Genomic DNA, 22,673 nt, shown 5'->3' on the forward strand with positions numbered 1-22,673 from the left:
CGGCTACCACCCCCTGCTGTAATCATTAAAACATTCCAGGCAGACCTTCTTTCCATCCTGCAGCCGCATCTTTGTCTCAGGAGCGCCTTCTCCGCAGATTTCACAGATGACGGTATTCAGACTCCTGGCCTTCTCCGGAAGACGGTATCTCGTTTCTCCTACGTCAAAGATTTCTTCCAGAGGACCGGTGAGAACAAAGTCTATGTATTCCTTACCTTTTTTGCCGCCCGACTTTTTGGGCTTTGCGATCATACGAAAGCTTTCGCCTGTCTGCCGGTTATAGAAATTAAAGGCCATCTTTCCGGTCCCGTAATAGATCAGATTTCCCTTGCCCAGCGTACACCCAAGGATAGCCTGCACCGCATCTACGCCGCAGGCGTCGTTTTCTGTCACGCACACCAGATCTTCATCCCGGGAAAAGGTTATGCCAAGTCTGCGGATCGCTTCCATGCAGGCCCGCACGCCCAGCGCGATCCCGCCGCATTCATGACCGTGGAAGCTCACTGCTTTTTCCCAAAGTTCCTTGCTCATATTCTTTCCTCCTTTTTCGCAACACCCTTATACATGAAAAAATTATTTCTTTTCCCAGGGGCAGAGATTTTTGTCGATCAGTTTCATCAGCTTTTTCGGGTCCCCGTAAAAGGCTGCTATGTCGGCCTCCATCAGTTCAGACGCGTCGATGGCCCCGTAGTCGATGTGCCAGCCCGCCGATTGGGCCAATTTATATAGAAACAGCTTGATTGTCCTGCCGTTTCCTTCCCGAAAAGGGTGCAGGGCATTCAGCTCTCCCGCCAGATCAGCAAATTTTTCCAAAAACTCCTCTCGAGCAAGCCCCCGCAGATAACAAGCTTCTTTCAACTTTCCGAAGATCCGTCTCTGCTGCTGTTCAATATTTTCCGGGTAGCAGAAAACGCTGTTTCCTTTGGCGATACGTACAGTCCGCACCTGTCCGGCCATATAATAGATGTCTGAAAACAGGCAGTAATGAAAATGCTTTAAAAGCCTAAAATTAAACTCACCGTCGTAGGTTTCTCTGGTGAGTTCAATCATTCTTGCGTATACAATCTCTGTTTCAATTTTCTTCAGTCTGACCGGATCGTCGATTCCCAGCTTATTTTCCAGGACATCTGCCCCTTCCACGAAATAGCCGCCCATTACTCCGCGTCTCCGCCGTACCGGGACAGACAGCTGCTGACTATCGCATCGGCGCTGCACTCTCCGGAAAGAATCCTGCGGCCCATCTCCCGCAGTCTGCCGTCGATTTCAAATCCTTCAAACTCCATATTCGCCTCTGCGAATCTGAGATTTCTTTCTAAAATTTCATCCTTCATTTCCCGCCGTACTCCTTTGCACATATATATCTATTATAGCACAAAGGCCTTCAAAAATCCATCTCCTGTCATCGTTTTGCCCGTTCATACTGCTTTGGCCATGGGATATCAGCGCCCAATTCTCCGGCAGCCTTCAAAGGCCAGTAAGGGCTGCGCAGCAGCTCCCTTCCGATATAGACCAAATCGGCCTTTCCCGAGGCAATGATCTCTTCCGCTTCCTGCGCTTCCGTCACCAGGCCCCCGGCGATCACTGGAAGGCCGGTCATCGTTTTAACCACTTCCCCATGGGGAATCTGGTATCCTTTTACAGCCTTGGGCGCGGCGGAAACCACGCCTCCGGTGCTGACATTGACAATATCAATGCCTTTTCCTTTGATAAGGTTCAGCATCTCGCCCAAGTCTTCCGCTCGATTTCCCCCTTCCTCATAATCCTCCGCGGAAACTCTGACCTGCAGCGGTTTTTCCTCCGGCCAGACAGTCTTTACCGCATCGACTACACGCCCGAGGAATCTCACCCGGTTTTCGGCGCTGCCGCCGTATTGGTCGTCCCTTTTATTTGTCAGCGGCGAAAGGAACTCGCTGAGCAGGTAGCCGTGGGCTCCGTGAATTTCGATCAAGTCGAACCCCGCCTGCTCCGCCCTGGCCGCGGCCTGTCGGAACTGCTCTACAGTCTCGTCAATATCGGAGGCCGTCATCTCTCTGGGCGTAGCGCTTTCATCGTCAAAGGGGATCGGGCTGGGCGCCTCGATATCCATTCCCTCAGCTGTGCATTTTCTTCCCGCGTGATTCAATTGAATTCCGATCCTGGCTCCGTTGTCATGGACGGCTTCAACCAATCGTTTCATGCCTTCGATCTGATCGTCATTCCACAGCCCCAGGTCCTCCGATGAAATACGGCCCTCCGGACACACGCCCGTAGCTTCCACAAGCAGGAGTCCTGCTCCTCCCACTGCTCTTGTCCCGTAATGAATCACATGCCACTGCGTTACCATTCCATCTTCACCGGCACAGTACATACACATGGGCGGCATGACAATCCGGTTTTTCAAAGTCAGATTTTTAAGCTTAAATTCCTGAAATAATTTACTCATTTTATCCTACCTCTAAGTCCCAGCCTTTTCGGCTTGTTTTTTAACCATTTTATAGGATTACCCTTCCCCGATCAAGCTTTTTTAACCTAAAACCGCTTCGATACTTTCCCTGCATATCTCTATGGCCCGGTCGATCTCCTGTTTCTTGATGTTCAGCGGCGGGTTAAAATAGGGCACATCGCCCATGGGCCGCAGCAGCAGTCCCCTGCCCATGGCTTCCTTATAGATTTCATATCCCACCCGCTTTTCCGGATCAAAGGCTTTCTTTGTCCCCTTATCCTCAACCAGCTCAATGGCATTGATCAGCCCGATACTCCGTATTTCACCCACGTTTTTATGTCCTTCCAGAGCTGCTTTCAGTTCACTGGTCAGATATTCGGCCTCCGTATGTTGCAGCGGTTCCTCTTCCTCCAGAATATTCAGCACTTCGACGGCCGCCGCGCAGGCAAGGGGATTCCCGCTGTAGGTGGTACTGTGGACAAAGGCCTTTTTCTCATTGAAGTCGGCATAAAAGGCATCATAGATTTTTGCAGTCGTCACCGTCATTGCCATGGGCAGATAGCCCCCTGTCAGTCCCTTGGAAAGGCACATGAAGTCCGGGCTGATTCCTGCATGCTCACAGGCAAAGAGCTTTCCCGTCCTTCCGTAGCCGGCGGCGATCTCATCCGCGATCAGATTCACATTGTACCGATCGCAGAGTTTCCGCAGCTTTTGTAAGTACACCGGCGAGTAAATCCGCATTCCGGCCGCCCCCTGAAACATCGGTTCGATGAGAAAGGCGGTGGTTTCCTCACCGTATTCTTCGAAAACTTTTTCTGCGCCCTCGATGCATTCCGCCTGGCAGGAATCCCTGTGTTTCCCATAAGGACAGCGATAGCAGTCCGGCCCCGGGACATGGATGGCAGGCAGCAGTAAGGATTGAAACATCCTGGAATAGTAATCCATCCCGCCCATGGACAGCGCGCCTAACGTTTCCCCATGGTATCCGCCGGCCAGGGTCATAAAGCGCTGCTTTTCAGGATGTCCTGTCTGCCGGTGGTATTGAAAACTCATCTTCATGGCACATTCCACGGCTGTGGAACCATTGTCTACGAAAAAAAACTTTTCCAGCCCCCTGGGCAGGAGCCCGGCCAGTCTCCTGCAAAGCTCCTCCGCCGGTTCGTGGGTAAAGCCGGCAAATATGACGTGCTCTATTTTATCCAGCTGCTTTTTTACCGCACGATTGATCCGCGGATTATTGTGCCCAAACAGCGTACACCACCAGGAACTGATGATGTCCAGATAGGGTTTCCCTTCTTTATCGTAGATCCAGACGCCTTCGGCCCGGTCCGCCATAACCAGGGGAAAGTCTTCGTGATCCTTCATCTGCGTACACGGATGCCAGATATAATCGTTCTTTCTATTTTCCATATATATTCCTCCTTATCGGTAAAGCCCTGCCAGAACTTCCGGCTCTATGTCGATGTCACGGTCATTTTCCTTCACGCAGGCCAAAACCGGCACGCCGGTGAATTCTTCGATAAACCGTTTGTTATCCTCCTCCATCGGATCACCCGGATGGAAGAAATTCAGGATGACTCCCCTCACCGGAATTTCTTTTGCCCGGGCGTATTCTATGGTCAGCGCTGTGCTGTTGATGGTTCCCAGCTCTGCGGGAGCGATGATCAGAATCCCCAGGCCCATATCCCGGATCAGATCGGTCAGCATCAGCTGCGGCTGCTTTCGCCGAATGGGACAAATAATCCCGCCGCTGCCCTCTACAGTTATGTAGTCATAGCTTTGGCAGGCTTTTTCGTAGTCGGCAAGCACCTTGTCTTCCGATACCGGGCATCCTTCCAGTTCTGCCGCCAGATGGGGAGAAACAGCCGTTTCGTACACATAGGATACCATCGATTCGAGGGGGGCCTCCAGCTGCGCGGTCCGTTTCACATATTCCGCGTCTCCGGGAATCAGCGTTTCCCCCTGGCGGACGGCTCCGCTCAGGGCTGCTTTGTAATACCCTGTTTCAAATCCCGCCTGGCGCATTTTTTTTACGATCAGTCCGGTAATATAAGTCTTGCCAACATCCGTTCCTGTTGCTGTAATAAAAAGTCCTTTAGTCATTGCGTTTCACCACCTCATATCCAAGTTCTCTTATCATTTTTAAATCCGTTTCAATGCTGATTCCGGCAGTAGTCAGCATATCGCCTGTAATCGCTGCGTTGGCCCCGGAACAAAAGGCCTGCCTGCCCTTGTCCGGCAGGAGCCCTCTTCCCCCGGCCAGCCGGATCGAAGCTTTCGGCAGGGTAAAGCGGAAAAGGGCCACAGTCCGACAAACCTCTTCATTGTCCAACGGCTTTTGCCTCCCGAGAGGCGTCCCCGGAATCGGACTCAGAATATTGATCGGCACGGATCCCACCTCCAGTTTTCTCAGCTCCAGGGCCAGATCGATCCGGTCTTCCATGGTTTCGCCCATTCCTATGATTCCCCCGCTGCATATGGAGAGTCCGGCCTTTCTCGCACGGAGAATCGCTTCTTTTTTATCCCTCTGGGTATGGGTTGTGCAGATCCGAGAGAAAAAGCCTTCGCTTGCTTCCAGATTGTTGTGATAGCGCTCCACGCCTGAGGCCTTTAATTTCCGAAACTGTTCTTCCGTGAGCAGCCCGTGGGAAGCGCAGAGGGAAATCTTTTCCTGCCGTGAAATCTCTCTGTACGCGTCGCAGAGCCGTTCAACCTCCTGGTCGGACAATCGCCTTCCCGAAGTTACTACGGAAAAACGCACCACGCCCTTCTTCTGATTATGTACCGCTTCTTTATGGATCTCTTCTTTTCCCATCAGCGGGTATTCCGGGATATCCGTCCGGTAGCACGCGGACTGGGCACAGTATTTGCAGTCCTCACTGCAGCGGCCGCTCTTTCCGTTGACAATGGTGCAAAGGTCAAAGCCATTGCCGCACGCTTCCTTCCGCAGCTGATTCGCTTCTTCGCACAACCGATCCAGCGGGAGACGGGACAGTTTTAAAAGTTCGCTCTTATCAATCATTTCACATACCTCCTTATTTGCGGCAATAGCCTTCTGGCCAGAAAGGCACAGATAACACAGATCAGAATATCTCCCGGAACTGCCATCAAAAAGCAGTACAGGAACAGCGGCCAGAAAGCGATCGGCGTTCCCAGAACATAATTGCAGATCAGGTAATAATAGGCCATGCCGATCAGATACACGACCGCCAGTCCGGAAAAGTTAGCCGTCAGCAATTGCTTTAAACTGGGAGCAGCTATTTTCTCCGTCATTTTTCCGGTAATCCACGTACCTGCCGCAAAGCCGATCAGATAACCGAAGCTGGGAATAAGCACGTATCCCGGTCCGCCGCCCTGCGCAAAGATCGGGAGCCCCGCCAGCCCCAGTGCCAGATACAAAATCACACTGGCGGCTCCAACCCCGGGTCCCAAAAACAGTCCCGCTAAAGTGGTAAACAGAAACTGCAGCGTAAAAGGTACCACGGGAACGGGAATCTTGATAAAAGCCCCTATTGCGATCAGGGCCGTAAAAAGAGCGCACAAAACCATGTTCTGCGCAGAAAAAGCCTTCGACATAACGCACCTCCAACATGAAACAGTAAATCTATTTCTTAGTATACCTGCGCCGCTCACATTGTCAACTCTTTTTTATTTTTAGTTTACAATCTTTTGTCTGTAATTGTAATTTTTTTACAATTTTTCACTTGTAACTTTTCTTCCTCCCTGCTATAATAAGGACATCTAATTTATAGAAATATACATTGTCTCTAAGATAATGGGAAAGGAGTGCAAAATGACACAGGAACTTCATGAAATCAAAGAAATGCTTGTTCTGATCTACGAGGAAGTGAAAGAGGTAAAAGTTCGGGTCACTAACCTTGAAAGCAAATTCGAAGACCTTTCGAAACGAACAACTGCCCTGGAACAGAAAGTCGATGCCCTGGAACAAAGAGTTTCTGCCCTGGAACAGCGAATGTTCACCTCGGAGCATAGAGTTGACTCCCTGGAGCAGACCATGCATGAAAACTTCGCACGGCTGCACAGACAGGCTCAGCGGAATTTTGAAATCCTGGAAAACGATTTAGGCGCTGCTATAGAATGGTCCAAATTTCTTCAGGAAAAGAAAGTCGATAAGGATTCCTTGCGGCAAGCCGCTATGTAGCCGGGCACGACGAAGATCGGCAAAGCAATCCGATCGGAATTTGCTGCCGCCGGGTGGGACCGGCATGTTCCGCGCAGCAAAAAATCTGACACCTGAATGTCAGATCACAATTTAAAAGCACCCTCTTTTAAGCAAACATCGCAGGCTCTGCGAAGGGTTTGCTTTTTTCATTGAAAAAATGCGGTCCCGCCCGAAAAAGGACAGATACCGCATATTCCGCTACAAATACTTTTTAAACCGTTCTACGTTATTTTCTTCAAATTTTTTCAGATGCTCCATCAGATCCAGGATGTCCGGTTCCGCCAGATCTTTGTACTTCCTGATATTCTTGATGGCGTCGATAACCCCCATATTGCTCCCGACCATCAGCATTTCCGCTATATGGGAAGTGGAGTCATCGGACAGGGTCTGAAAGTTAATCATCAGATAGGTCCGAATCTTTTCAAAGGCAGACAGACCCTCCTCGTTGAAGCCATTGGCTTCCAACATCTGAGCCGCCTTATCATGGATCTGCCGGTATTCCTTCAGCTGGGCGTGGAGATGCTCTTTAAAAGCTTCTTCCTGAGCGATATCAAGAAGCTGCGTGATCGTATCAACGCCCATCTGCGAATTCTGATAGACAAAATTCAAAAGTTCCGCATTGAAATTATTCTCATTCATTCTGTTCACACTCCTCTTTCCCTAGTGTGCGCAGATTGCTCCCCTTCTATCCCATATCCCGGCCTATTTGTCAGAATCTCCGTACCACATGCAGCTTTCCAGTGCTACCCGCCCTTCTTCCGTAAAGGCCACGCCTTCTTCTTCAAGGAGCAGGCGCTGTTCATTGATTCCGTCATGAAAAAAAGAATCCGCCAGTTTACCGTTCCGATCCACGACCCGGTGACATGGAAGTCCATCCGGGCTTACATGAAGCGCATAGCCCACTGCTCTTGACAGTCTGGGATTTCCCAGCATCCGTGCGATCTGACCATAAGTAGTCACCCTCCCCGAAGGAATCCTCGCTACAATTGCATAGACTTGTTCAAACATATTTTTCATTTTATCCCGAACCTTCCTTTGATATGAATTCATATACATATAGCAGTGTCAAAAAAACGGAGGTCGCTTATGCATGTTATTTCAGCTGTTCTATTTGCTATTTCTGCCAATATGGACAATATTCCCCTTGGAATCGCCTATGGAATCCGCGGAATCAGTATCAGCTTTGCGCGCAACCTGCTCATTGCGTTGATTACCAGCAGCGGAACGTTTATTTCCATGTCCCTTGGTACAATCGTTGCCCTCTTTTTGAAAAAAGAAACTGCAGCACTGATCGGCTGCAGCATCCTCATTATCATGGGACTGTGGTTTATCGCCGGCTTTTTCCGAAAAAGGAAAAAATCCACCCGTCCGGGAAAGAGCGAAGCGTCAGATCAGGGCGGTTCCGACAGCGCTGAACCTCGTGAGGAAGCGTCCCGGCAGACAGCCGGAAAAGAACCTCAGGGAGGACACGGAAACCTCATATCCATAACTACCCGCCAGAGCCTGGCCCTTGCTTTCGTGCTGATGATCAACAACATGGGCTTCGGCATAGGGGCCAACATTGCCGGCCTTCCCGTGCTGCTCACATCCCTCTGCACATTTCTCTGCAGTATGCTCCTGCTGACGACTGGCGTAAAGATTGGCCAGAAATTCAAAAGTAACCGCCTGAGTTCTTATTCAGAGCTAATCTCCGGCATTCTCATTGTAATTCTGGGCATCTATGAATTCTTTGTATAAAGTCCGACGCAGACAAAGTATTAAAGAAAAACTTCCGGTTCCGCACGGCGCGTATAGCCTTCTTCCAGTTCATGCTTGTGATACAGATAGCCTTCGTCCTCATAATATTTTGCGCCCTGCGGGCATTTTTTTATGCAGGAACCGCATTTTATGCAAATTCCTGTAAACTCCCTTACATTATCGAAGGAAATCGAACCCATCGGGCAGACCTGAGCGCACAATTTACAGTCCGTACAGCTATCGGCCGTCAGCGGCTTCACTTTACGGATGTCAATAAATACGCCTTTTCTGTCCCTGGGCTGATAGTACCCGCGAATGGGGTCTTCCCCCTTAACTTGGATCATACCACGGTTCTCCAGAACAATCTTTGAAGCAAAATCCCGAGCCAGCTCCATATCCTTGTCATCCGGACGCCCTGCCGCCAGAATCTTGGAAAAGGAATGTTCCCCGATAAAAGCCCCTGCCGCGATGGTGTGAAAACCGTTCTTCTCCAAAATGTTCCGAAGCTCGATCAGCGCATCATCGTAATTACGGTTGCCGTATAACACAACCGGCACAGCCAGCGCGCCTCCGCCCTGCACAGTATCCAGATATTTCAGAAGTACGTTGGGCACTCGTCCTGCATACACCGGAACGCCAAAGACTACGGCGTCCTTCTCTGTAAAGGTTTTCCCTTCCGACCTGCTTTGCGGCAGGGTAAAATCAAAGACTTCCGCCTGATCGTTTCCCGCCAGAACATCAGCTACACACCGAACGATCTTCTCCGTCGTTCCCGTAGGACTGAAATACATTGCCCAAATTTTCTTCTCACTCATTGTCTTGACTTCCTTTCTCTTTACGAAACGCTGCAAAACCGCATTCTGTAGGATGATCCAGGATTTCCGCGTCCCGGTACCGTAAAAGCAGCAGTGCGATGGTAGTATCCCCGCCGGCGCATAAAATGTTCATCATGCTCAGCAGCAGAACCAGTGAACTATGTACATACAGACTGACCAAAAACAAGCCGATACCCAAAACCAGAAAGGGCATTAACCCGCCTGCTATATAGCTGCCGAAGCCCAACGGTTCCATGCAGTGACAGTAGGGCGTGCCGGACTCTTTCATAATGCCAAAGCGTATGCTCCGAAAATGATTCCGGCAGCAGATGCCCCATGTGAGCCCATGCAGGCCTTCGTGTACGGGGATCGACAGCAGAAACAGCAAAAGAAACAGGATCACTCCTCCGATACGGATCGAAATGAGGATTTCGCCCCATTTCGTCAGATACAGCACCGCTGCCGCGGCAACAAAGGGCCCGGCGGTCACCAGCGCCCATATATTGGCCTTTATAACGGATATGGTCTCCACATGCTCACTATATCCGGCATCCAGCATCGCCTGCCTCTGTCTTCTGTAATTTTCGATTCTCAGCTCTTTATCTGTCATAGCGTTTCTCCTTACAAAAGTTTAACATATTCACAGGCAGTCTGTCGAGACAGCAAAAAGAAAACAGGGAATTCCGATGCCAGTGGCGCGCCGGAGTTCCCCGTCCTCATTCGTTTAATTTTATATGGCCGCCGGCCGCTGTATGAACGGTGCGGCGATAATATCTGCTTTACAGCATGGTTGCCATGTGGCCCAGCGTCCTAAGCAGCTGGGAAACGTAACTCATCTCATTATCATACCAGGCTACAACGCGGACCTCATAAATCCTGGTTCCGCACCTTTCTGCCAGAGTCTGAGTGGCATCGAACAGAGAGCCGTAGCTCATTCCGATCACGTCACTGGATACCAGTTCTTCTTCTGAATATCCGAAGGATTCGTCGGCAGCTGCCTTCATAGCGGCATTGATTCCCTCTACGCTTACGCTTTCCGTTTCGTCCTTTAAGGTCGCATCGAGTATGGTAATGGAGCCGGATGGAACCGGCACTCTCTGAGCTGACCCGATCAGCTTTCCTGCCAGTTCCGGAATTACCAGACCGATAGCTTTTGCCGCGCCGGTGCTGTTGGGTACGATATTGATGGCGCCCGCTCTGGCACGTCTGAAATCGCCTTTTTTATGCGGTCCGTCGAGGATCATCTGATCGCCCGTATAGGCGTGGATGGTTGTCATGAACCCGGTTCTCAGCTCTCTGTACTCATTGAGGACTTTTGCCATCGGCGCCAGGCAGTTGGTCGTGCAGGATGCTCCGGAAACAATATGGTCATCTTTCGTCAGAGTCTGATGGTTTACTCCGTACACGATAGTAGGCAGGTCGTTTCCTGCCGGTGCGGAAATGAGCACCTTCTTAGCTCCCGCGTCCAGATGAGCCTGTGATTTTGCTTTGGAAGCGAAAAATCCGGTACATTCCAGGACAATATCAATTCCCAGCTCTCCCCACGGCAGATTTTTAGGATCGGATTCCTTATAGATTCTGATTTGCTTTCCGTCTACGGTGATGGATTCTTCATCGTGCTCCACCGTATGATCCCTGTATGCTCCCTGCACGCTGTCATATTTCAGCAGATATGCCAGCATTTCCGGTTTTGTCAGGTCATTGATCGCCACTACCTCAAAATCTTCATTATTGAAAACCTTTCTGAACGCCAGTCTTCCGATTCTCCCAAACCCATTAATTGCAATCTTTGTCATCGTGTTCATCCTCCTTCGAATTTCACTTGTTTAAATTTATTAAAAAGGCTTTTACGGCATCTGCGGTTTTAAGCTTCATAACCTGGTCAGCTGCCGCCTCTGCCTCCCTCTTCGTCCATTTGGAAATGTTGTATCTGGTCGCCAATACCGATGCGGGACTGACGCTGAATTCATCCAGGCCAAAGGCCAGCAGCAGCGGAGTCAAAAGCGGATCGGCCGCCGCCTCTCCGCACATGCCCACGGGGATTCCCGCCTCTTTGCCGCAGCGGATGATCCGGCGAATCGAGCGCAGCACTGCCGGTTCATATGGATTGTTCAGGTATGCCACCTGGGAATTGCCCCTGTCCGCAGCCATCGTATATTGGGTCAGATCATTGGTACCGATGCTGAAAAAATCGCTTTCCTCCGCCAGGAGGTCGGCAATCAGACTGGCGGCGGGAGTTTCAACCATGATCCCCACCTGCAAATTCCTATCATATTCTACCCCTGTTTGCTCGAATTCTCTAGTAATTATCTGCACTTTCTCCCTGACCGCCCTGATCTCATCCACTCCGGTCACCAGCGGAACCATGATCCGCACCTTACCGAAGGCGCTGGCCCTGATAATCGCTCTCAGCTGCGTATCATACAAATCGCCGTGTGCAAGGCAGTAGCGAATACCTCTGAACCCCAGGAACGGATTATCCTCCTGCCCCATGGAAAGATACGGAATTCCCTTATCGCCTCCCACATCCAGGGTCCGGATAATCACGGGTTTTCCTTTGAAAACCTCAGCTGCTTTTTTATATGCGGCAAACTGCTCTTCTTCCCCGGGAGCATCTTTCTTATCCATAAACAGGAATTCGCTTCTGAACAAACCGATTCCTTCTCCGTCCTTTTCAGCAGCCGCAGCCGCGTCCTTAAGATTTCCGATATTGCAGCAGACTTCTTTTCTTTCACCGTCAGCTGTCACAGTTTCCCTGCCTATATACTGGCAAAGGACTTCCTGCTCCGCCTCGTAAGCTGCTTTCTGCTTCCGATATTTGCTGAGAGTCCTCTGATCCGGCTGTGGAACCACAAGTCCCTCTCTGCCGTCCACGATCACAGTATCTCCAGCTTTCAGCTGGGCCGCCGCGCCGGAGACGGAAAGCACTGCCGGAATTTCCAGCGCTCTGGCCAGAATCGCGGAATGGGAAGTTTTCCCGCCCTTTTCCGTGACAATCCCCACTACATGCCTGCTCTCCATCTCAGCAGTCATGGAGGGCGTCAGATCCTCTGTCACCAGTACGCTTTCCGGTGGGATATCCCTCAGAGTCTGAGTCTCTGTTCCCAGGAGTATTCCCAGCATGCGGATTTTAATATCCTCCACATCGGTGGCACGCTGCCTGGTCAATTCGTCATCCACCTGTGAGAACATCTCGATAAACGTGTTGAGAACGTTTTCGCAGGCCGCTTCCGCACAGGTCCCCTCTTTAATCTGTTCTTCAATCTGAGCAAGCATGTAAGGATCTTTCAGCATTTGAATATGTCCCCGGATGATGGCCGCGTCCTTTTGACCGACAGTCTGTTCCATATTCTCAGCCATTTCCTCGGTTCTTTCGCAAAAGCACGTTACAGCCTGGTGAAAGCGCGCTGCCTCTGCCTCCGTATCAGCCACGGAAACGGGAGTGTACTCCGGTTTCCCCTGTCTTACAATATATGCTTTACCAATTCCAATCCCGTCCGAAACGGAAATACCTTTCAGCATCTGGATCACCCCATCTATTCTTCTCCGAAACCGGATTCTATCATGCCTGCCGCTTCCTGCAGCGCAGCCTCTTCATCTGCGCCGTCGCACACGATTTCAATGTCCGCGCCGAATTTGATGCAGGCCGCGATCAGGTTCATCACGCTCTTTGCGTTGACCTCCATATTGTTGAACTTGATTTTGATATCCGAACTGTATTTTGCCATGGCATTGGCAAAGTTTGTCGCCGGTCTCATATGAAAGCCTTCGGAATTCGTAACTTTAAGTTTTTTCGATACCATTGTTTTCCCCTCCTCTAAGCTGCTGTCTTTGTTTTTTTAAGAATCGCCAGTAAAATCATTCCCACCAGCGAGCCGATAACCAGCGCCAGCAGATAGCCGCCTACGCTGCCCACCACCGGGAATACGAAGATGCCCCCATGGGGCGCTCTCAGCGTACAGCCCATTGCCATTGAAATTCCGCCTGCCACTGCCGAGCCTGCCACACAGGAAGGTATCACCCGCAGCGGATCGGATGCGGCGAAAGGAATCGCGCCTTCTGTGATAAAGCAGAGCCCCATAATATAGTTGACCAGTCCCGCCTTTCTCTCCTCGGCTGTGAATTTGTGTTTGAAGAATGTGGTCGCCAGGGCAATGGCGATGGGCGGAACCATTCCTCCGATCATTACCGCCGCCATGACATTGAATCCGCCGGAGGCGATAGCCGCCGTGCCGAACACATAGGCCGCCTTGTTGAAAGGTCCTCCCATATCAATGGCCATCATGCCTGCCAGAATACATCCCAGAAGGATCTGGCTGGTGCTGCCCATTGAGTTAAGGCCGTTGGTAATCGCCGTATTGATCGCTCCCACCGCCGGATTGATGAAGCACATGAACGCGCCCATGAGGATAATGCCAAAAAGCGGCAGTATCAGCACCGGCAGCATACTCTCCAGACTGCTGGGCAGGAAGGAGAAAAGCTTCTTCAAAAGCAGCACGATGTATCCGCCCGCAAAGCCTGCGATTAAGGCCCCCAGGAACCCCGAAACAGCCGCCGGATCACCCGCCACATTGGCAAAGGTGCAGCCCAGCGTAGCGATGGAGCCTCCTACAAAACCGACGGCCAATCCCGGCCGGTCGGCAATGCTCCGTGCGATGTACCCGGCCAGCACCGGCATCATAAAACCAAACGCGATGCCACCTATGGTTTTAAAAAAAGCGGCTGCCGCCGTATAAGCTCCGAAATCACTGTCCCGGGGCGCGCCGGCAATCGTATCGATCAAAAAGGCCAGCGCGATCATAATGCCTCCGCCGATCACAAAGGGCAGCATATAGGATACGCCGTTCATCAAATGCCTATAGATCTGACGGCCGGCGCTTTCCCTGCCGACAGTCTCAGCCTCCGCCGGTTCATCCCCTTCCCGGTGGAAAATCGGCGCTTCTCCCTTTATGATTTTTTCAATGAGCTCTTCGGGATGATTAATCCCTGCCGATACATTGGTCTTATATACTCTCTTTCCGTCAAAACGAGCCATATCAACGTTTTTATCAGCGGCGACGATAATTCCGTCAGCTGCCTGGATTTCTTCCGGCGTCAGGACGTTTTTGGCGCCGCCGGACCCGTTGGTCTCCGCCTTGAGCGTGTATCCCATTTCTCCGGCCTTTTTCTCCAGGGCCTCCGCCGCCATGTAAGTATGGGCGATGCCGGTCGGGCAGGCAGTCACCGCCAGAATGCGGTATCCCCCTTCACGAGCCTCCGTGCTCTCTTTTTCCGAAACCGCCGTTTCTTCCCTTTGCGCCCCCTCCTCCGAGTAACGTTCTCTTTCTCTGGCGTCAAGGGCGGAAAGAAACTCTTCCGCAGTCTGTGCTTTCAAAAGCTCCGCTCTCAGCTCCATATCCATCAGTAAAGTCATGAGCCTCGACAGCACCTCCAGATGCAGATCTCCGTCCATCGGAGCCGCGATCATAAAGAGAATGCAGGAAGGTTTGCCGTCAGGCGCCTGATAATCGATCCCCTCAGGAACTGTTATCGCTGCCAATCCCGCTTTTTTCACTGCTTCACTCTTAGCATGGGGTATGGCGATTCCTTCTCCTACGGCGGTAGTCCCCTCTTCCTCTCTTGCCAGAATCCCTTCTTTATATGCTCTCTTGTCGGCCAGATTTCCGGCCTGTTCATGCAAATCGACGAGCAGATCAATTGCCTCCGCTTTTGAGTTTACCTGCGCTGTGGGTACAATGGACCCCTTCTGCAATAAATCGATGATACGCATGTCCCTTCTCCCTCTCTTTCATCTAATTGTTTTGGAACAATTCCATGATCGTTTCTTTTTCCGCCAGACCTTCACTGCAGGCCGTAGCGGCTCCTGCCGCGACTCCCAGGCGGAGCGCGCAGCGGTAATCGCCGTTCTTTAAATAACCCGCTAGGAACCCGGCTATCATGGAATCCCCTGCTCCCACGGTATTGACTGCCTTTACCTCAATGGCTTCCCTCCTATAGGATATCCCGTCTTCGCAGAGCAAATACGCTCCGTCCGCGCCCAGCGAGACCAGTACATTCCGCGCTCCCTGATCCTGCAGGGCCTTCGCTCTTACGGCAAGCTCCTGTTCTGTACGAATTTCGCCTCCGGTCAGCTCCTCCAGCTCCCTTTTATTGGGCTTTATCAGGAACGGCCGGTATTTCAGTATTTTTTTCAGAAGAGGGCCCGTTGCGTCGGCCACCAGCCGGATCCCCCTTCCGTCCAGTCTTGCCAGCATGGTTTCGTAGATATCCTTCGGCAGCGTATTGGGAACGTTGCCTGATACAATCAGCGTGTCCCCCTGAGAAAGCGCATCCAGCTTGCCCAGCAGCTCTTCCAGCTTTTCCTTTGGAATAGCCGCCCCCTGAGCGTTGATCTCCGTTTCCTGATCGGTCTTGATCTTAATGTTGATTCTGGTTATCCCCTCTTCCAGATGTACAAAATCCGTATCAAGGCCTGCCTCGCAAAGCCCCTCCTCCAGAGCCTGCCCGGTAAAACCGCTGACGAACCCCATAGCCGTATTTTTGACGTTCAGACGGCTGAGTACCGTAGATACATTGATGCCTTTACCTCCAAAATAATACGTCTCGCGTTTCGATCGATTTGTCTCCCCCTGTTTCAGGTCATCCATGTATACTACATAGTCGATAGCCGGGCTGAAGGTAACGGTATAGATCATACGCCTTCCACCTCCTTAATGACCGTGTGCTGGCAGTACTGCTGCTCCGGCGTCCGATCCGTAATGATACAGGCATCGTCCAGTCCCGCAAAGGTCACGGAAGAAATCAGCCCGAACTTTGCATGATCTGCCAGCACAAACGATATGTAGGACTGTTTCATCGCTTCTGTCTTTATTGCCGCTTCACCGATGTCCGGCGTTGTAAATCCCCTCTCGATATCGACTCCATTGGTTCCCATAAAACACTTTGTAAAATTATATTTCCGGATGGAGTCAATAGCCGCCGTACCGATGGCTGCTTCTGTGGAAGGCCGCAGCAGGCCTCCTATCATATATGCGTTAAATCCCCTTTGAATCAGTTTTTTCGCATGGACAATGCCATTGGTCACATATGTAACATTTTTCTTTTCCAGATATTCAATCATCCTTTCGGTCGTTGTCCCCGCGTCAATAAAAATAAAGTCATTGTCGTTAATCATGGTAGCGGCATATCTGGCGATCTGCTCTTTTTCCTGTATGTTGATCTGTGACCTGACCGCTACGTCCGTCTCACCCGAGGCCATATCGCCTGATATGGAAACAGCTCCGCCGAATACCCGTTTCAGCTTGCCCATTTGGTGCAGTTCGTTGATATCGCGCCTTATGGTGGATTCGCTGATTCCAAGTTCTTTCGCCAGGCTGGTTACCTTGACCGCATGCTGCGTTTTCAGCTGCTTTAATATTTTTTCATGCCGTTCATCCTGTAACATCTCTTCCCCTCCTGTCGGTTTTATTATAACACCACATCTTCCAAAGTCAATCATTTTCATTCAAATTCATTCAAATTACATGACCGATTTTGACTGATTTGGGTTATTGAAGCTGAAAAGCAAAATGTTCCGGATTTATGTGAAAACACTGAACAATCTCCAGCGATGGGCTGCGGGCAAGATCCGCCACCGTTACGATTCGACCGCCGTCCGCATCCAGATCATACCCGAAATGCGCAAAAGCGTACCAGATCAAATAGGCGCACTGAGCCGAGGAACAACAATCCGATTCAGGTTCCTCTTCCTTAAAAATACCGCTTAGCAGGCTGTAGGGAATGTTTTGCAGGTTTTGCCCGGCATAAGAGGCAATGGCCTTTCTCTTGCGTGCATCTGCTCCCTTGAGCCGCAAAACAGCAAAGTTGGAATAATTTCGCCAATGATCCAGGTCTTTCAGCTCCGATTCGCACCCTAAAGTCAGAGCTTCCAGACAGATTCCTTTTTGGGCGTCAGTTACGATCCCCGCGTGACCGTGCCGCCATCCCAGAGAATGAGACGAGAAAGAAACTAAAATGTCTCCGTCTTCCACCGGAGCCAACGGGACCTTTGTTCCATTCCCCGGGAGACATCGGTCCTGCCTGATAGATATTCCCGCGTTTGTGCAGACAATGTGCCGCTGCGAAAAATTTGCCGCCTGAAAAGCCTCGATTTTTTTCCTGCGATAGCCATGGGCGTTTTTCAGGGATTCCACAGCCGGCGCTCCCAAACCGGTTTGCTGAAAGATCAGCCGATAGTCCTCCTGATTCAGCGTCTTTTTCTCCAATATTTTGTTCAGTGAGACCATCTCCACCGCAGGGCCTTCTGCCGCTCCGCCTTCGTCCTGTAAATGCAGCATCATTTGCGGCAGGCTCAGCACGAGTACTGCCAGCACGCCAGCCGTAAATATCATATGCAGGAGAATGCGAAACCATCTGTATCCACCGTCTCTCATCCAGAGCCTCCTGCTTTCAGTATGCCCGAAAGCTTTGATCTCATACCCGCCTGATACGGACTTGAATTCTTCGGCCGCAGCGCCTATAATGGAAAGAAAACGACTGGGGTATTTTTATGAAACGGGTTAAATCACCAACTTTAAATATGATCGGAACGGCAGTGATGACGTTTATTCATGTCCTGCCGGCTCTCCTGATCTTTGAAATTATTTATAAACTGGTCTGCACGCTGGTTTTTCGACCCCTGCTGTCACTGATTATGCAGCAGGCGCTGCAGATCAGCGGCCATGACGTGGTTTTCAATGGAGATATTGCCGGATTTTTCACCAATGCGGCAGGTATCATCGCTACCATCCTGCTGTGCCTGCTGGGCGCGTTCCTGGCCTTCTATGAGTTTTCGGTCATCGTACTGATGATCTATTACCGCTATATTGGGACTCCCCTGACCCTTGTAAATGCCTCAAAGCTGGCTCTGACCACCTTCAAAAGTCTAAAGAGCTTTGGTATTATTGGCTTCATCCTGTATGTCCTCGGTCTGCTCCCGCTGGTGGGAATGGGGATCGCCCCCTCCATCCGGCCCGAAGGCGATATTCCCAATTTTATCAGCGGAGAGCTGTATAAGTCCACATTCGGCAGCATCCTGATGGTTTTCTTCTATGTCCTCATGTACCTGCTGTTTTTCTGTCTGATCTTCGTTATTCCTTCCATGGTCCTTCGCCGCCGCAAATTCGGCCGGGCCTGCCGGAGCAGTCTGGCGCTGCTTTTATCCATGAAACTGCGGAACGCCGTACCATTGATTATCATTTTCGTTCTCTGGTGTGTGCTTTTCCTCTTTCCGGGAGTGCTTCCCACCTACTATGCGGGGATTTCCGATGCCGGACCCGTGGAAATCTTAGGAAACTTCTTCTTTGCCTGGAAAAGCCTCCTTCAGCTTCTCCTTACGGAGTGCCTGCAAATCTGCCTGATGCTTCTTTTGTTTTCGTTCCTGGTGGCGCTGTATCTCCAGTGTCGGGGAAAAGTGAGTCTCAATGAAGAAGCAATGCCTACGATCGACCGCAGATTGAGAAGGACGCAGGGTATCGCCTCGAAGATCTATAACGCGCTAAAACGTGCGGTGTTGGCCATTTCCGGCTGGATTCGGCAGCGGCCCTTTTACCAGAACCATAAAAAGCCCATCTGGGCCATTGTCTGTGTGCTGCTCTTCCTGGGAATCTTCGGGCTCCTCTACAGCCAGCCAAATTCCTATGATCAGGTGGTTGTCGGACACCGGGGCAGTGAGCTTGGCGTAGAGAATACGCTGGGAGCCATTCAGGGCGCGATCGATGCGAAAGCGGATTATGCCGAGATTGACATCCTGCTTTCCAAGGACGGAGTGCCCATGGTTATCCATGACGATAATCTCAAGCGTCTGGCAGGAGAAAACGTCAATGTTTATGATATGACCGCCAGTCAATTATCCAGGCTGAAGCTGAAACAAAACGATAAGACAGGAAAGATTTCCACATTGGATGAGGTTATTGATTATTCCCGCGGAAAGATCAACCTGCTGATTGAGCTGAAGCTTCACGGTCATGAGAAAAGGGATATTGTAAAGGCTGTAACCCAGGTGGTGGAACAAAACCATTTCCAGAAGAATTGCGAGATCATGTCCCTTGAATACGGTTTGGTGGAAGATCTGAAAACCCATTATCCGGAATATACGGTGGGCTACTGCGTATATGGAAATCTCGGCCAGGCCAGGCTCAACTCTCTGCGCCAGCTCAATGTGGATTTCCTCATTATTGAGGAGAGCATGGCTACAAACAGCTTTATCGCTGAATGCAACAGAGCCTATCTGCCGGTCTATGTATGGACCGTTGACAAACAACAATCCATGGAATCCTATCTGAAAATGGGAGCGGTAGGAATCATAACCGATAAACCAAAGCTGGCCCGCAGCGTGGTGGACCAGCATATAAAAAGCTCCATCAAATAATTATCCTAAAAATAAATAAGGGGCCTGCCCGGACTTCGATTGTTTCCGGCAGGTCCCTTATTTCAATTGAATTCGCGGCTAAGGCGAGCTTTAGAGATCATAATAATCATCATAGCCAAAGTCATCCCACGGCTCCATGTGGCCATGTCCGGAAAAAATGGCGGCGATCATACTGCCAAAGAGTACAATATAAAGAATGACGCATACAGCCATAACGATAAAATAAACAAGTCCTGCTCTGCTCCACGATTCCTGGCTTTTTTTCAGCTCCTCCGGCGTGGCATACTGACCCGTTTTCCAGGCCCATTCGTTGCCCTTTGCTCCGCAGACAAAAACCCATACCAGGTTGAATAAAGGGATCAGGCACAGCAGCGGCAAATATACCTTATGGCCGATCCCCCACCAGATATTGAACATAAAGGAACCCCAGTTCCATTTCTTCACTTCCGGCGGAGCAACATAAGGGGAATAAGGGGGTTGCTGCTGATCCTGCGTGTTGGGATTATTTTGATTTTCCATAAGTCCTCCTTTTGAACAAAAATAGATAATTCCGTTAATCCCATTATCGCAGAAGCCCGCACCGTTGTCATCTGTTTTTTTGCGCCGTCTTAGTGTATAATCTTTTAGTAAGAAAGGAACTTTACAAAAGAGGGGGCAGGGAAAATCATATTACTTATTTCAGGAGGAAATTATGAAGAAAATTATTGGAATCATTTTAAGCATGGTCCTGGTGCTCGGGTTATGCGCATGCGGAAGTCCCAGTCCTACCGATGTCACAAAGGATTTTATGGAGGCCGTTAAGAGCCAAAACGCAGAAACGCTGAAAACGGTTTACCCCGACGGTGAAATCGATCTGCTGAAGGAAGCGCAGAAGAAGGAATCCACCGACGCGGAAAAAGCCGATGACGCACTGCAGAAGATCTATAACGAAGAAATGAAAGATAAGCTCTTTGACTTCGATTATGAAGTATCAAACGAAAAAATTGACGGGGACAAAGCTACTGTTGATGTAGCTATCACAACCTACGATCTCGGATCAGCTTTCACAGATTTTGCAACGGAATTCCTCAAGCAGGCCTTTTCCATGGCATTGAGCGGAAGCTCCGAAAAGGAGATCAATGATAAAGCCGCGGAGATCCTATCGGCAGAGTTGTCCAAGATGAAGAAGGACTATACCGGTACAGCTACACTGTCTTTATCGCAAAAAGACGGTCAATGGGTAATGGATAAAATTGATGAAAACAACAATTTTTATAATATCATCACCGGCGGAATGGGCGAGGCTGCCAAGAAAATCGAAAACTCCTTCGGCGGAAGCGAAGATCAGTAACCATATCCTAATCATCAAAGACCCGAGCGCACCAAACGCGCCCGGGTCTTTCATACTCAAAACCATGCCTGATGGTTTCCTTCTATTTTACTTTTGCCTTTGCGGCTCCTGACAGGCGTCCATAAACCTTTTTGCCCGAAACCGTTCTGTAAGCCCTTACTTTCACGTAACAATTCTTCTTACGCTTTAAATTTTTAATGGTCTTTGAGGTCTTTTTCTTTACTGTCCCCGCACTCTTATATCCTTTGTTCTTTTTATAGGATTTTTGAACCTGATAACCGCTTGCGCCGGCTACTTTCTTCCAGGTTACCGTTACCTGCTTCCGCTTTTTCGACTTAGCTTTAACCTTTGTTGTTTTGCCTAAAGTCGGGCGAGCTGAAACCATCAGATCGGAATTGCTGAACACGAATCCGTCATCATCGTATGCATCTAAGGAATAATCCCATGAGTCAATAATATAATAATAAGTCGTTCCCGTCTTAAGGCCTGTATCGATCCTGCAGAAATCGTAACCAAGCAGGAAATCGTAATCATCTCCCCAGACTTCACCTACAATCTCCCAGCTGTCGGGATTGTAGGGCGTTGTTGTCCTCCAAACCAGAAAGCCTTCCGGATATTCATCGTCATCCCACATGAGCAAAATCGAATTGTAGTCGTAAGGCTCAGCCGCTACAGTCATAGGGCCATACAAATATTCGTCATCATACTCTTTAGTGGTCGCAGATTTCGGCCGTACTTTCTTTCCCTTTTTCTCCATGGACTTTAAGCTCTTATCCGCTTTCTGCAAAGTCTTTGGTGTTTCCGGCTGCGTTCCCGCAAATGTTACCGCCGGCATTAATGTCACAACCATAATAAAGGCCAGACAACAGGCTATCATACGTTTCATTTTCATAGTCTTCCTCATTTCAAATAATAATACTATAATCAGATATCTTTATTATGCCTGACGCGGAGATATATGTCAATCATTTCCACACTTCCGATACGCCGCACCGGATACTTAGGCTGCTGAAAATTTGTCAGGCAAGCGCAGATAATGCTGGCACGAAAAAAGCATCCCAGTTTTTACAGCTGAGATGCTTTCGTATAGTTTGGTGCGCCTGGAGGGACTTGAACCCCCACGGTCGCCCACTAGAACCTAAATCTAGCGTGTCTGCCAATTCCACCACAGGCGCGTATAAGCATTCAAATTTCAACATCTAAATGCGAATCAACAGGTTAAATTATACTATAACAAGTTAAATTTTGCAAGTACTTTCAAAGCCTTTTCTTGCTCCGCTCATCCGGAAAAAACAAAGAAAAAAAGCCGACTTACTAAATGCAAATCGACTTTTCGTTATGGTGACCCTACCGGGAATCGAACCCGGGTTACCGCCGTGAAAGGGCGGTGTCTTGACCGCTTGACCATAGGGCCTAAAAAAACCGGCAACGTCCTACTTTCCCAGGCAGTCACCCGCCAAGTATCATCAGCGCTAAGGAGCTTAACTTCTGTGTTCGAGATGGGAACAGGTGTGACCTCCTCGCTATAGTCACCGGATTTTCTTTGTGAAAGTATTGTACCTTCAAAACTGAATAATGTCAAGCGTAAACTTTTCTTTCCTTTACTTCCTTACTTGAAACCATTGGTCAAGCGTTCGACCTATTAGTATCGGTCAGCTCCATACATTGCTGCACTTCCACCTCCGACCTATCAACGTGGTAGTCTTCCACGGGTCTTACCTTTAAAGGAGGAGATCTTTTCTTGTGGGGGGCTTCGCACTTAGATGCTTTCAGCGCTT

Annotated in this window: 25 protein-coding genes, 2 tRNA genes and 2 rRNA genes; 4 read left to right on the forward strand and 25 right to left on the reverse strand. The window is 50.0% G+C overall.

Annotation, left to right across the window (positions count from 1 at the left end; all coding sequences use genetic code 11):
- Positions 1-3: 3 nt before the first annotated feature.
- The 8 genes from NE619_RS15835 to NE619_RS15870 form a co-directional block, all read right to left on the reverse strand.
- Positions 4-531: an FmdE family protein gene (locus tag NE619_RS15835; RefSeq protein ID WP_256133435.1), complete on the reverse strand. Its 528-nt coding sequence runs from the start codon at positions 529-531 to the stop codon at positions 4-6.
- Between the two features lie 42 nt (positions 532-573).
- Complete coding sequence (locus NE619_RS15840; RefSeq protein ID WP_256133436.1) at positions 574-1,155, reverse strand: Fic/DOC family protein; 582 nt, start codon at positions 1,153-1,155, stop codon at positions 574-576.
- Positions 1,155-1,331: a hypothetical protein gene (locus tag NE619_RS15845; protein ID WP_256133437.1), complete on the reverse strand. Its 177-nt coding sequence runs from the start codon at positions 1,329-1,331 to the stop codon at positions 1,155-1,157. Before NE619_RS15845 ends, NE619_RS15840 begins: the two co-directional genes overlap by 1 nt.
- 68 nt (positions 1,332-1,399) lie before the next feature.
- Positions 1,400-2,422 (reverse strand): NADPH dehydrogenase NamA, encoded by a 1,023-nt coding sequence (gene namA / locus NE619_RS15850; protein WP_256133439.1) that lies wholly within the window; start codon positions 2,420-2,422, stop codon positions 1,400-1,402.
- 81 nt (positions 2,423-2,503) lie between these two features.
- Entirely contained in the window at positions 2,504-3,832 is a 1,329-nt protein-coding gene (gene bioA, locus NE619_RS15855) for an adenosylmethionine--8-amino-7-oxononanoate transaminase (RefSeq protein WP_256133441.1), read from the reverse strand.
- Between the two features lie 12 nt (positions 3,833-3,844).
- On the reverse strand, positions 3,845-4,525 hold the full coding sequence (bioD, locus tag NE619_RS15860; RefSeq protein WP_256133442.1) for a dethiobiotin synthase: 681 nt from the start codon (positions 4,523-4,525) through the stop codon (positions 3,845-3,847).
- On the reverse strand, positions 4,518-5,444 hold the full coding sequence (bioB, locus tag NE619_RS15865) for a biotin synthase BioB (RefSeq protein ID WP_256133443.1): 927 nt from the start codon (positions 5,442-5,444) through the stop codon (positions 4,518-4,520). The genes bioD and bioB overlap by 8 nt, the downstream gene beginning before the upstream one ends.
- Complete coding sequence (locus NE619_RS15870; protein ID WP_256133444.1) at positions 5,441-5,998, reverse strand: biotin transporter BioY; 558 nt, start codon at positions 5,996-5,998, stop codon at positions 5,441-5,443. The genes bioB and NE619_RS15870 overlap by 4 nt, the downstream gene beginning before the upstream one ends.
- Positions 5,999-6,215: 217 nt before the next feature.
- Between NE619_RS15870 and NE619_RS15875 the strand changes: the two genes are divergently transcribed.
- Positions 6,216-6,584 (forward strand): hypothetical protein, encoded by a 369-nt coding sequence (locus NE619_RS15875; RefSeq protein ID WP_256133445.1) that lies wholly within the window; start codon positions 6,216-6,218, stop codon positions 6,582-6,584.
- Positions 6,585-6,803: 219 nt separating this feature from the next.
- Here the strand turns inward: NE619_RS15875 and NE619_RS15880 are convergent, their stop codons facing one another.
- Together NE619_RS15880 and NE619_RS15885 are read right to left on the reverse strand one after the other, a co-directional pair.
- On the reverse strand, positions 6,804-7,244 hold the full coding sequence (locus NE619_RS15880; protein ID WP_256133446.1) for a hypothetical protein: 441 nt from the start codon (positions 7,242-7,244) through the stop codon (positions 6,804-6,806).
- Positions 7,245-7,307: 63 nt separating this feature from the next.
- Complete coding sequence (locus NE619_RS15885) at positions 7,308-7,622, reverse strand: MGMT family protein (RefSeq protein ID WP_256133447.1); 315 nt, start codon at positions 7,620-7,622, stop codon at positions 7,308-7,310.
- Positions 7,623-7,691: 69 nt separating this feature from the next.
- Between NE619_RS15885 and NE619_RS15890 the strand changes: the two genes are divergently transcribed.
- Positions 7,692-8,342, forward strand: coding sequence for a manganese efflux pump (locus tag NE619_RS15890; RefSeq protein WP_256133449.1), 651 nt, complete (start codon positions 7,692-7,694; stop codon positions 8,340-8,342).
- 20 nt (positions 8,343-8,362) lie between these two features.
- On the opposite strand, the gene NE619_RS15895 is transcribed toward NE619_RS15890, so the two are convergent.
- From NE619_RS15895 to NE619_RS15935, 9 genes are all read right to left on the reverse strand, one after another.
- Positions 8,363-9,157, reverse strand: a complete 795-nt coding sequence (locus tag NE619_RS15895) for an EFR1 family ferrodoxin (protein WP_256133450.1) — start codon at positions 9,155-9,157, stop codon at positions 8,363-8,365.
- Complete coding sequence (locus NE619_RS15900) at positions 9,150-9,767, reverse strand: DUF3267 domain-containing protein (protein ID WP_256133451.1); 618 nt, start codon at positions 9,765-9,767, stop codon at positions 9,150-9,152. The genes NE619_RS15895 and NE619_RS15900 overlap by 8 nt, the downstream gene beginning before the upstream one ends.
- 169 nt (positions 9,768-9,936) lie before the next feature.
- A complete protein-coding gene (gap, locus tag NE619_RS15905) occupies positions 9,937-10,953 on the reverse strand; it encodes a type I glyceraldehyde-3-phosphate dehydrogenase (protein ID WP_256133452.1) in 1,017 nt (338 codons plus the stop codon).
- A 22-nt stretch (positions 10,954-10,975) separates the two neighbouring features.
- Positions 10,976-12,679: a phosphoenolpyruvate--protein phosphotransferase gene (ptsP, locus tag NE619_RS15910; RefSeq protein ID WP_256133453.1), complete on the reverse strand. Its 1,704-nt coding sequence runs from the start codon at positions 12,677-12,679 to the stop codon at positions 10,976-10,978.
- Between the two features lie 14 nt (positions 12,680-12,693).
- A complete protein-coding gene (locus tag NE619_RS15915; protein WP_256133454.1) occupies positions 12,694-12,960 on the reverse strand; it encodes an HPr family phosphocarrier protein in 267 nt (88 codons plus the stop codon).
- 14 nt (positions 12,961-12,974) lie between these two features.
- Positions 12,975-14,927: a PTS fructose transporter subunit IIABC gene (locus NE619_RS15920; protein ID WP_256133455.1), complete on the reverse strand. Its 1,953-nt coding sequence runs from the start codon at positions 14,925-14,927 to the stop codon at positions 12,975-12,977.
- Between the two features lie 22 nt (positions 14,928-14,949).
- Entirely contained in the window at positions 14,950-15,852 is a 903-nt protein-coding gene (gene pfkB / locus NE619_RS15925) for a 1-phosphofructokinase (protein WP_256133456.1), read from the reverse strand.
- Entirely contained in the window at positions 15,849-16,601 is a 753-nt protein-coding gene (locus NE619_RS15930; RefSeq protein ID WP_256133457.1) for a DeoR/GlpR family DNA-binding transcription regulator, read from the reverse strand. The genes pfkB and NE619_RS15930 overlap by 4 nt, the downstream gene beginning before the upstream one ends.
- 103 nt (positions 16,602-16,704) lie before the next feature.
- The gene (locus NE619_RS15935) at positions 16,705-17,589 is read right to left on the reverse strand and encodes a hypothetical protein (RefSeq protein ID WP_256133458.1); all 885 of its coding nucleotides are present in this window, start codon (positions 17,587-17,589) and stop codon (positions 16,705-16,707) included.
- Between the two features lie 116 nt (positions 17,590-17,705).
- On the opposite strand from NE619_RS15935, the gene NE619_RS15940 reads away from it, so the two are divergent.
- Positions 17,706-19,565, forward strand: coding sequence for a glycerophosphodiester phosphodiesterase (locus tag NE619_RS15940; RefSeq protein ID WP_256133459.1), 1,860 nt, complete (start codon positions 17,706-17,708; stop codon positions 19,563-19,565).
- A gap of 90 nt (positions 19,566-19,655) precedes the next feature.
- Here the strand turns inward: NE619_RS15940 and NE619_RS15945 are convergent, their stop codons facing one another.
- A complete protein-coding gene (locus NE619_RS15945; protein ID WP_256133460.1) occupies positions 19,656-20,084 on the reverse strand; it encodes a ribonuclease G in 429 nt (142 codons plus the stop codon).
- 172 nt (positions 20,085-20,256) lie between these two features.
- On the opposite strand from NE619_RS15945, the gene NE619_RS15950 reads away from it, so the two are divergent.
- Entirely contained in the window at positions 20,257-20,895 is a 639-nt protein-coding gene (locus tag NE619_RS15950; RefSeq protein ID WP_256133461.1) for a DUF4878 domain-containing protein, read from the forward strand.
- Positions 20,896-20,977: 82 nt separating this feature from the next.
- Here the strand turns inward: NE619_RS15950 and NE619_RS15955 are convergent, their stop codons facing one another.
- The 5 genes from NE619_RS15955 to NE619_RS15975 all read right to left on the reverse strand — a co-directional run.
- Entirely contained in the window at positions 20,978-21,787 is an 810-nt protein-coding gene (locus tag NE619_RS15955) for a hypothetical protein (RefSeq protein ID WP_256133462.1), read from the reverse strand.
- Between the two features lie 200 nt (positions 21,788-21,987).
- Positions 21,988-22,070, reverse strand: a tRNA-Leu gene (locus tag NE619_RS15960).
- Positions 22,071-22,234: 164 nt separating this feature from the next.
- A tRNA-Glu gene (locus tag NE619_RS15965) sits at positions 22,235-22,309 on the reverse strand.
- Positions 22,310-22,315: 6 nt separating this feature from the next.
- Positions 22,316-22,432: ribosomal RNA gene (gene rrf / locus NE619_RS15970) — 5S ribosomal RNA — on the reverse strand.
- An 85-nt stretch (positions 22,433-22,517) separates the two neighbouring features.
- Positions 22,518-22,673, reverse strand: a 23S ribosomal RNA gene (locus NE619_RS15975); the annotation flags it as partial.

Origin of the sequence: Anaerovorax odorimutans, assembly GCF_024459955.1 — a bacterium.
GTDB classification, from domain to species: Bacteria; Bacillota; Clostridia; order Peptostreptococcales; family Anaerovoracaceae; genus Hominibacterium; species Hominibacterium odorimutans_A.

Coding starts and splice junctions, on each gene's coding strand:
- namA (WP_256133439.1), bottom strand. CDS start 2,422: ATGAGTAAATTATTTCAGGAATTTAAGCTTAAAAATCTGACTTTGAAA.
- bioD (WP_256133442.1), bottom strand. CDS start 4,525: ATGACTAAAGGACTTTTTATTACAGCAACAGGAACGGATGTTGGCAAG.
- NE619_RS15900 (WP_256133451.1), bottom strand. CDS start 9,767: ATGACAGATAAAGAGCTGAGAATCGAAAATTACAGAAGACAGAGGCAG.
- ptsP (WP_256133453.1), bottom strand. CDS start 12,679: ATGCTGAAAGGTATTTCCGTTTCGGACGGGATTGGAATTGGTAAAGCA.
- NE619_RS15835 (WP_256133435.1), bottom strand. CDS start 531: ATGAGCAAGGAACTTTGGGAAAAAGCAGTGAGCTTCCACGGTCATGAA.
- NE619_RS15895 (WP_256133450.1), bottom strand. CDS start 9,157: ATGAGTGAGAAGAAAATTTGGGCAATGTATTTCAGTCCTACGGGAACG.
- pfkB (WP_256133456.1), bottom strand. CDS start 15,852: ATGATCTATACCGTTACCTTCAGCCCGGCTATCGACTATGTAGTATAC.
- gap (WP_256133452.1), bottom strand. CDS start 10,953: ATGACAAAGATTGCAATTAATGGGTTTGGGAGAATCGGAAGACTGGCG.
- bioB (WP_256133443.1), bottom strand. CDS start 5,444: ATGATTGATAAGAGCGAACTTTTAAAACTGTCCCGTCTCCCGCTGGAT.
- NE619_RS15935 (WP_256133458.1), bottom strand. CDS start 17,589: ATGAGAGACGGTGGATACAGATGGTTTCGCATTCTCCTGCATATGATA.
- NE619_RS15875 (WP_256133445.1), top strand. CDS start 6,216: ATGACACAGGAACTTCATGAAATCAAAGAAATGCTTGTTCTGATCTAC.
- NE619_RS15880 (WP_256133446.1), bottom strand. CDS start 7,244: ATGAATGAGAATAATTTCAATGCGGAACTTTTGAATTTTGTCTATCAG.
- NE619_RS15945 (WP_256133460.1), bottom strand. CDS start 20,084: ATGGAAAATCAAAATAATCCCAACACGCAGGATCAGCAGCAACCCCCT.
- NE619_RS15950 (WP_256133461.1), top strand. CDS start 20,257: ATGAAGAAAATTATTGGAATCATTTTAAGCATGGTCCTGGTGCTCGGG.
- NE619_RS15930 (WP_256133457.1), bottom strand. CDS start 16,601: ATGTTACAGGATGAACGGCATGAAAAAATATTAAAGCAGCTGAAAACG.
- NE619_RS15845 (WP_256133437.1), bottom strand. CDS start 1,331: ATGAAGGATGAAATTTTAGAAAGAAATCTCAGATTCGCAGAGGCGAAT.
- NE619_RS15955 (WP_256133462.1), bottom strand. CDS start 21,787: ATGAAAATGAAACGTATGATAGCCTGTTGTCTGGCCTTTATTATGGTT.
- NE619_RS15885 (WP_256133447.1), bottom strand. CDS start 7,622: ATGAAAAATATGTTTGAACAAGTCTATGCAATTGTAGCGAGGATTCCT.
- bioA (WP_256133441.1), bottom strand. CDS start 3,832: ATGGAAAATAGAAAGAACGATTATATCTGGCATCCGTGTACGCAGATG.
- NE619_RS15940 (WP_256133459.1), top strand. CDS start 17,706: ATGAAACGGGTTAAATCACCAACTTTAAATATGATCGGAACGGCAGTG.
- NE619_RS15920 (WP_256133455.1), bottom strand. CDS start 14,927: ATGCGTATCATCGATTTATTGCAGAAGGGGTCCATTGTACCCACAGCG.
- NE619_RS15870 (WP_256133444.1), bottom strand. CDS start 5,998: ATGTCGAAGGCTTTTTCTGCGCAGAACATGGTTTTGTGCGCTCTTTTT.
- NE619_RS15840 (WP_256133436.1), bottom strand. CDS start 1,155: ATGGGCGGCTATTTCGTGGAAGGGGCAGATGTCCTGGAAAATAAGCTG.
- NE619_RS15890 (WP_256133449.1), top strand. CDS start 7,692: ATGCATGTTATTTCAGCTGTTCTATTTGCTATTTCTGCCAATATGGAC.
- NE619_RS15915 (WP_256133454.1), bottom strand. CDS start 12,960: ATGGTATCGAAAAAACTTAAAGTTACGAATTCCGAAGGCTTTCATATG.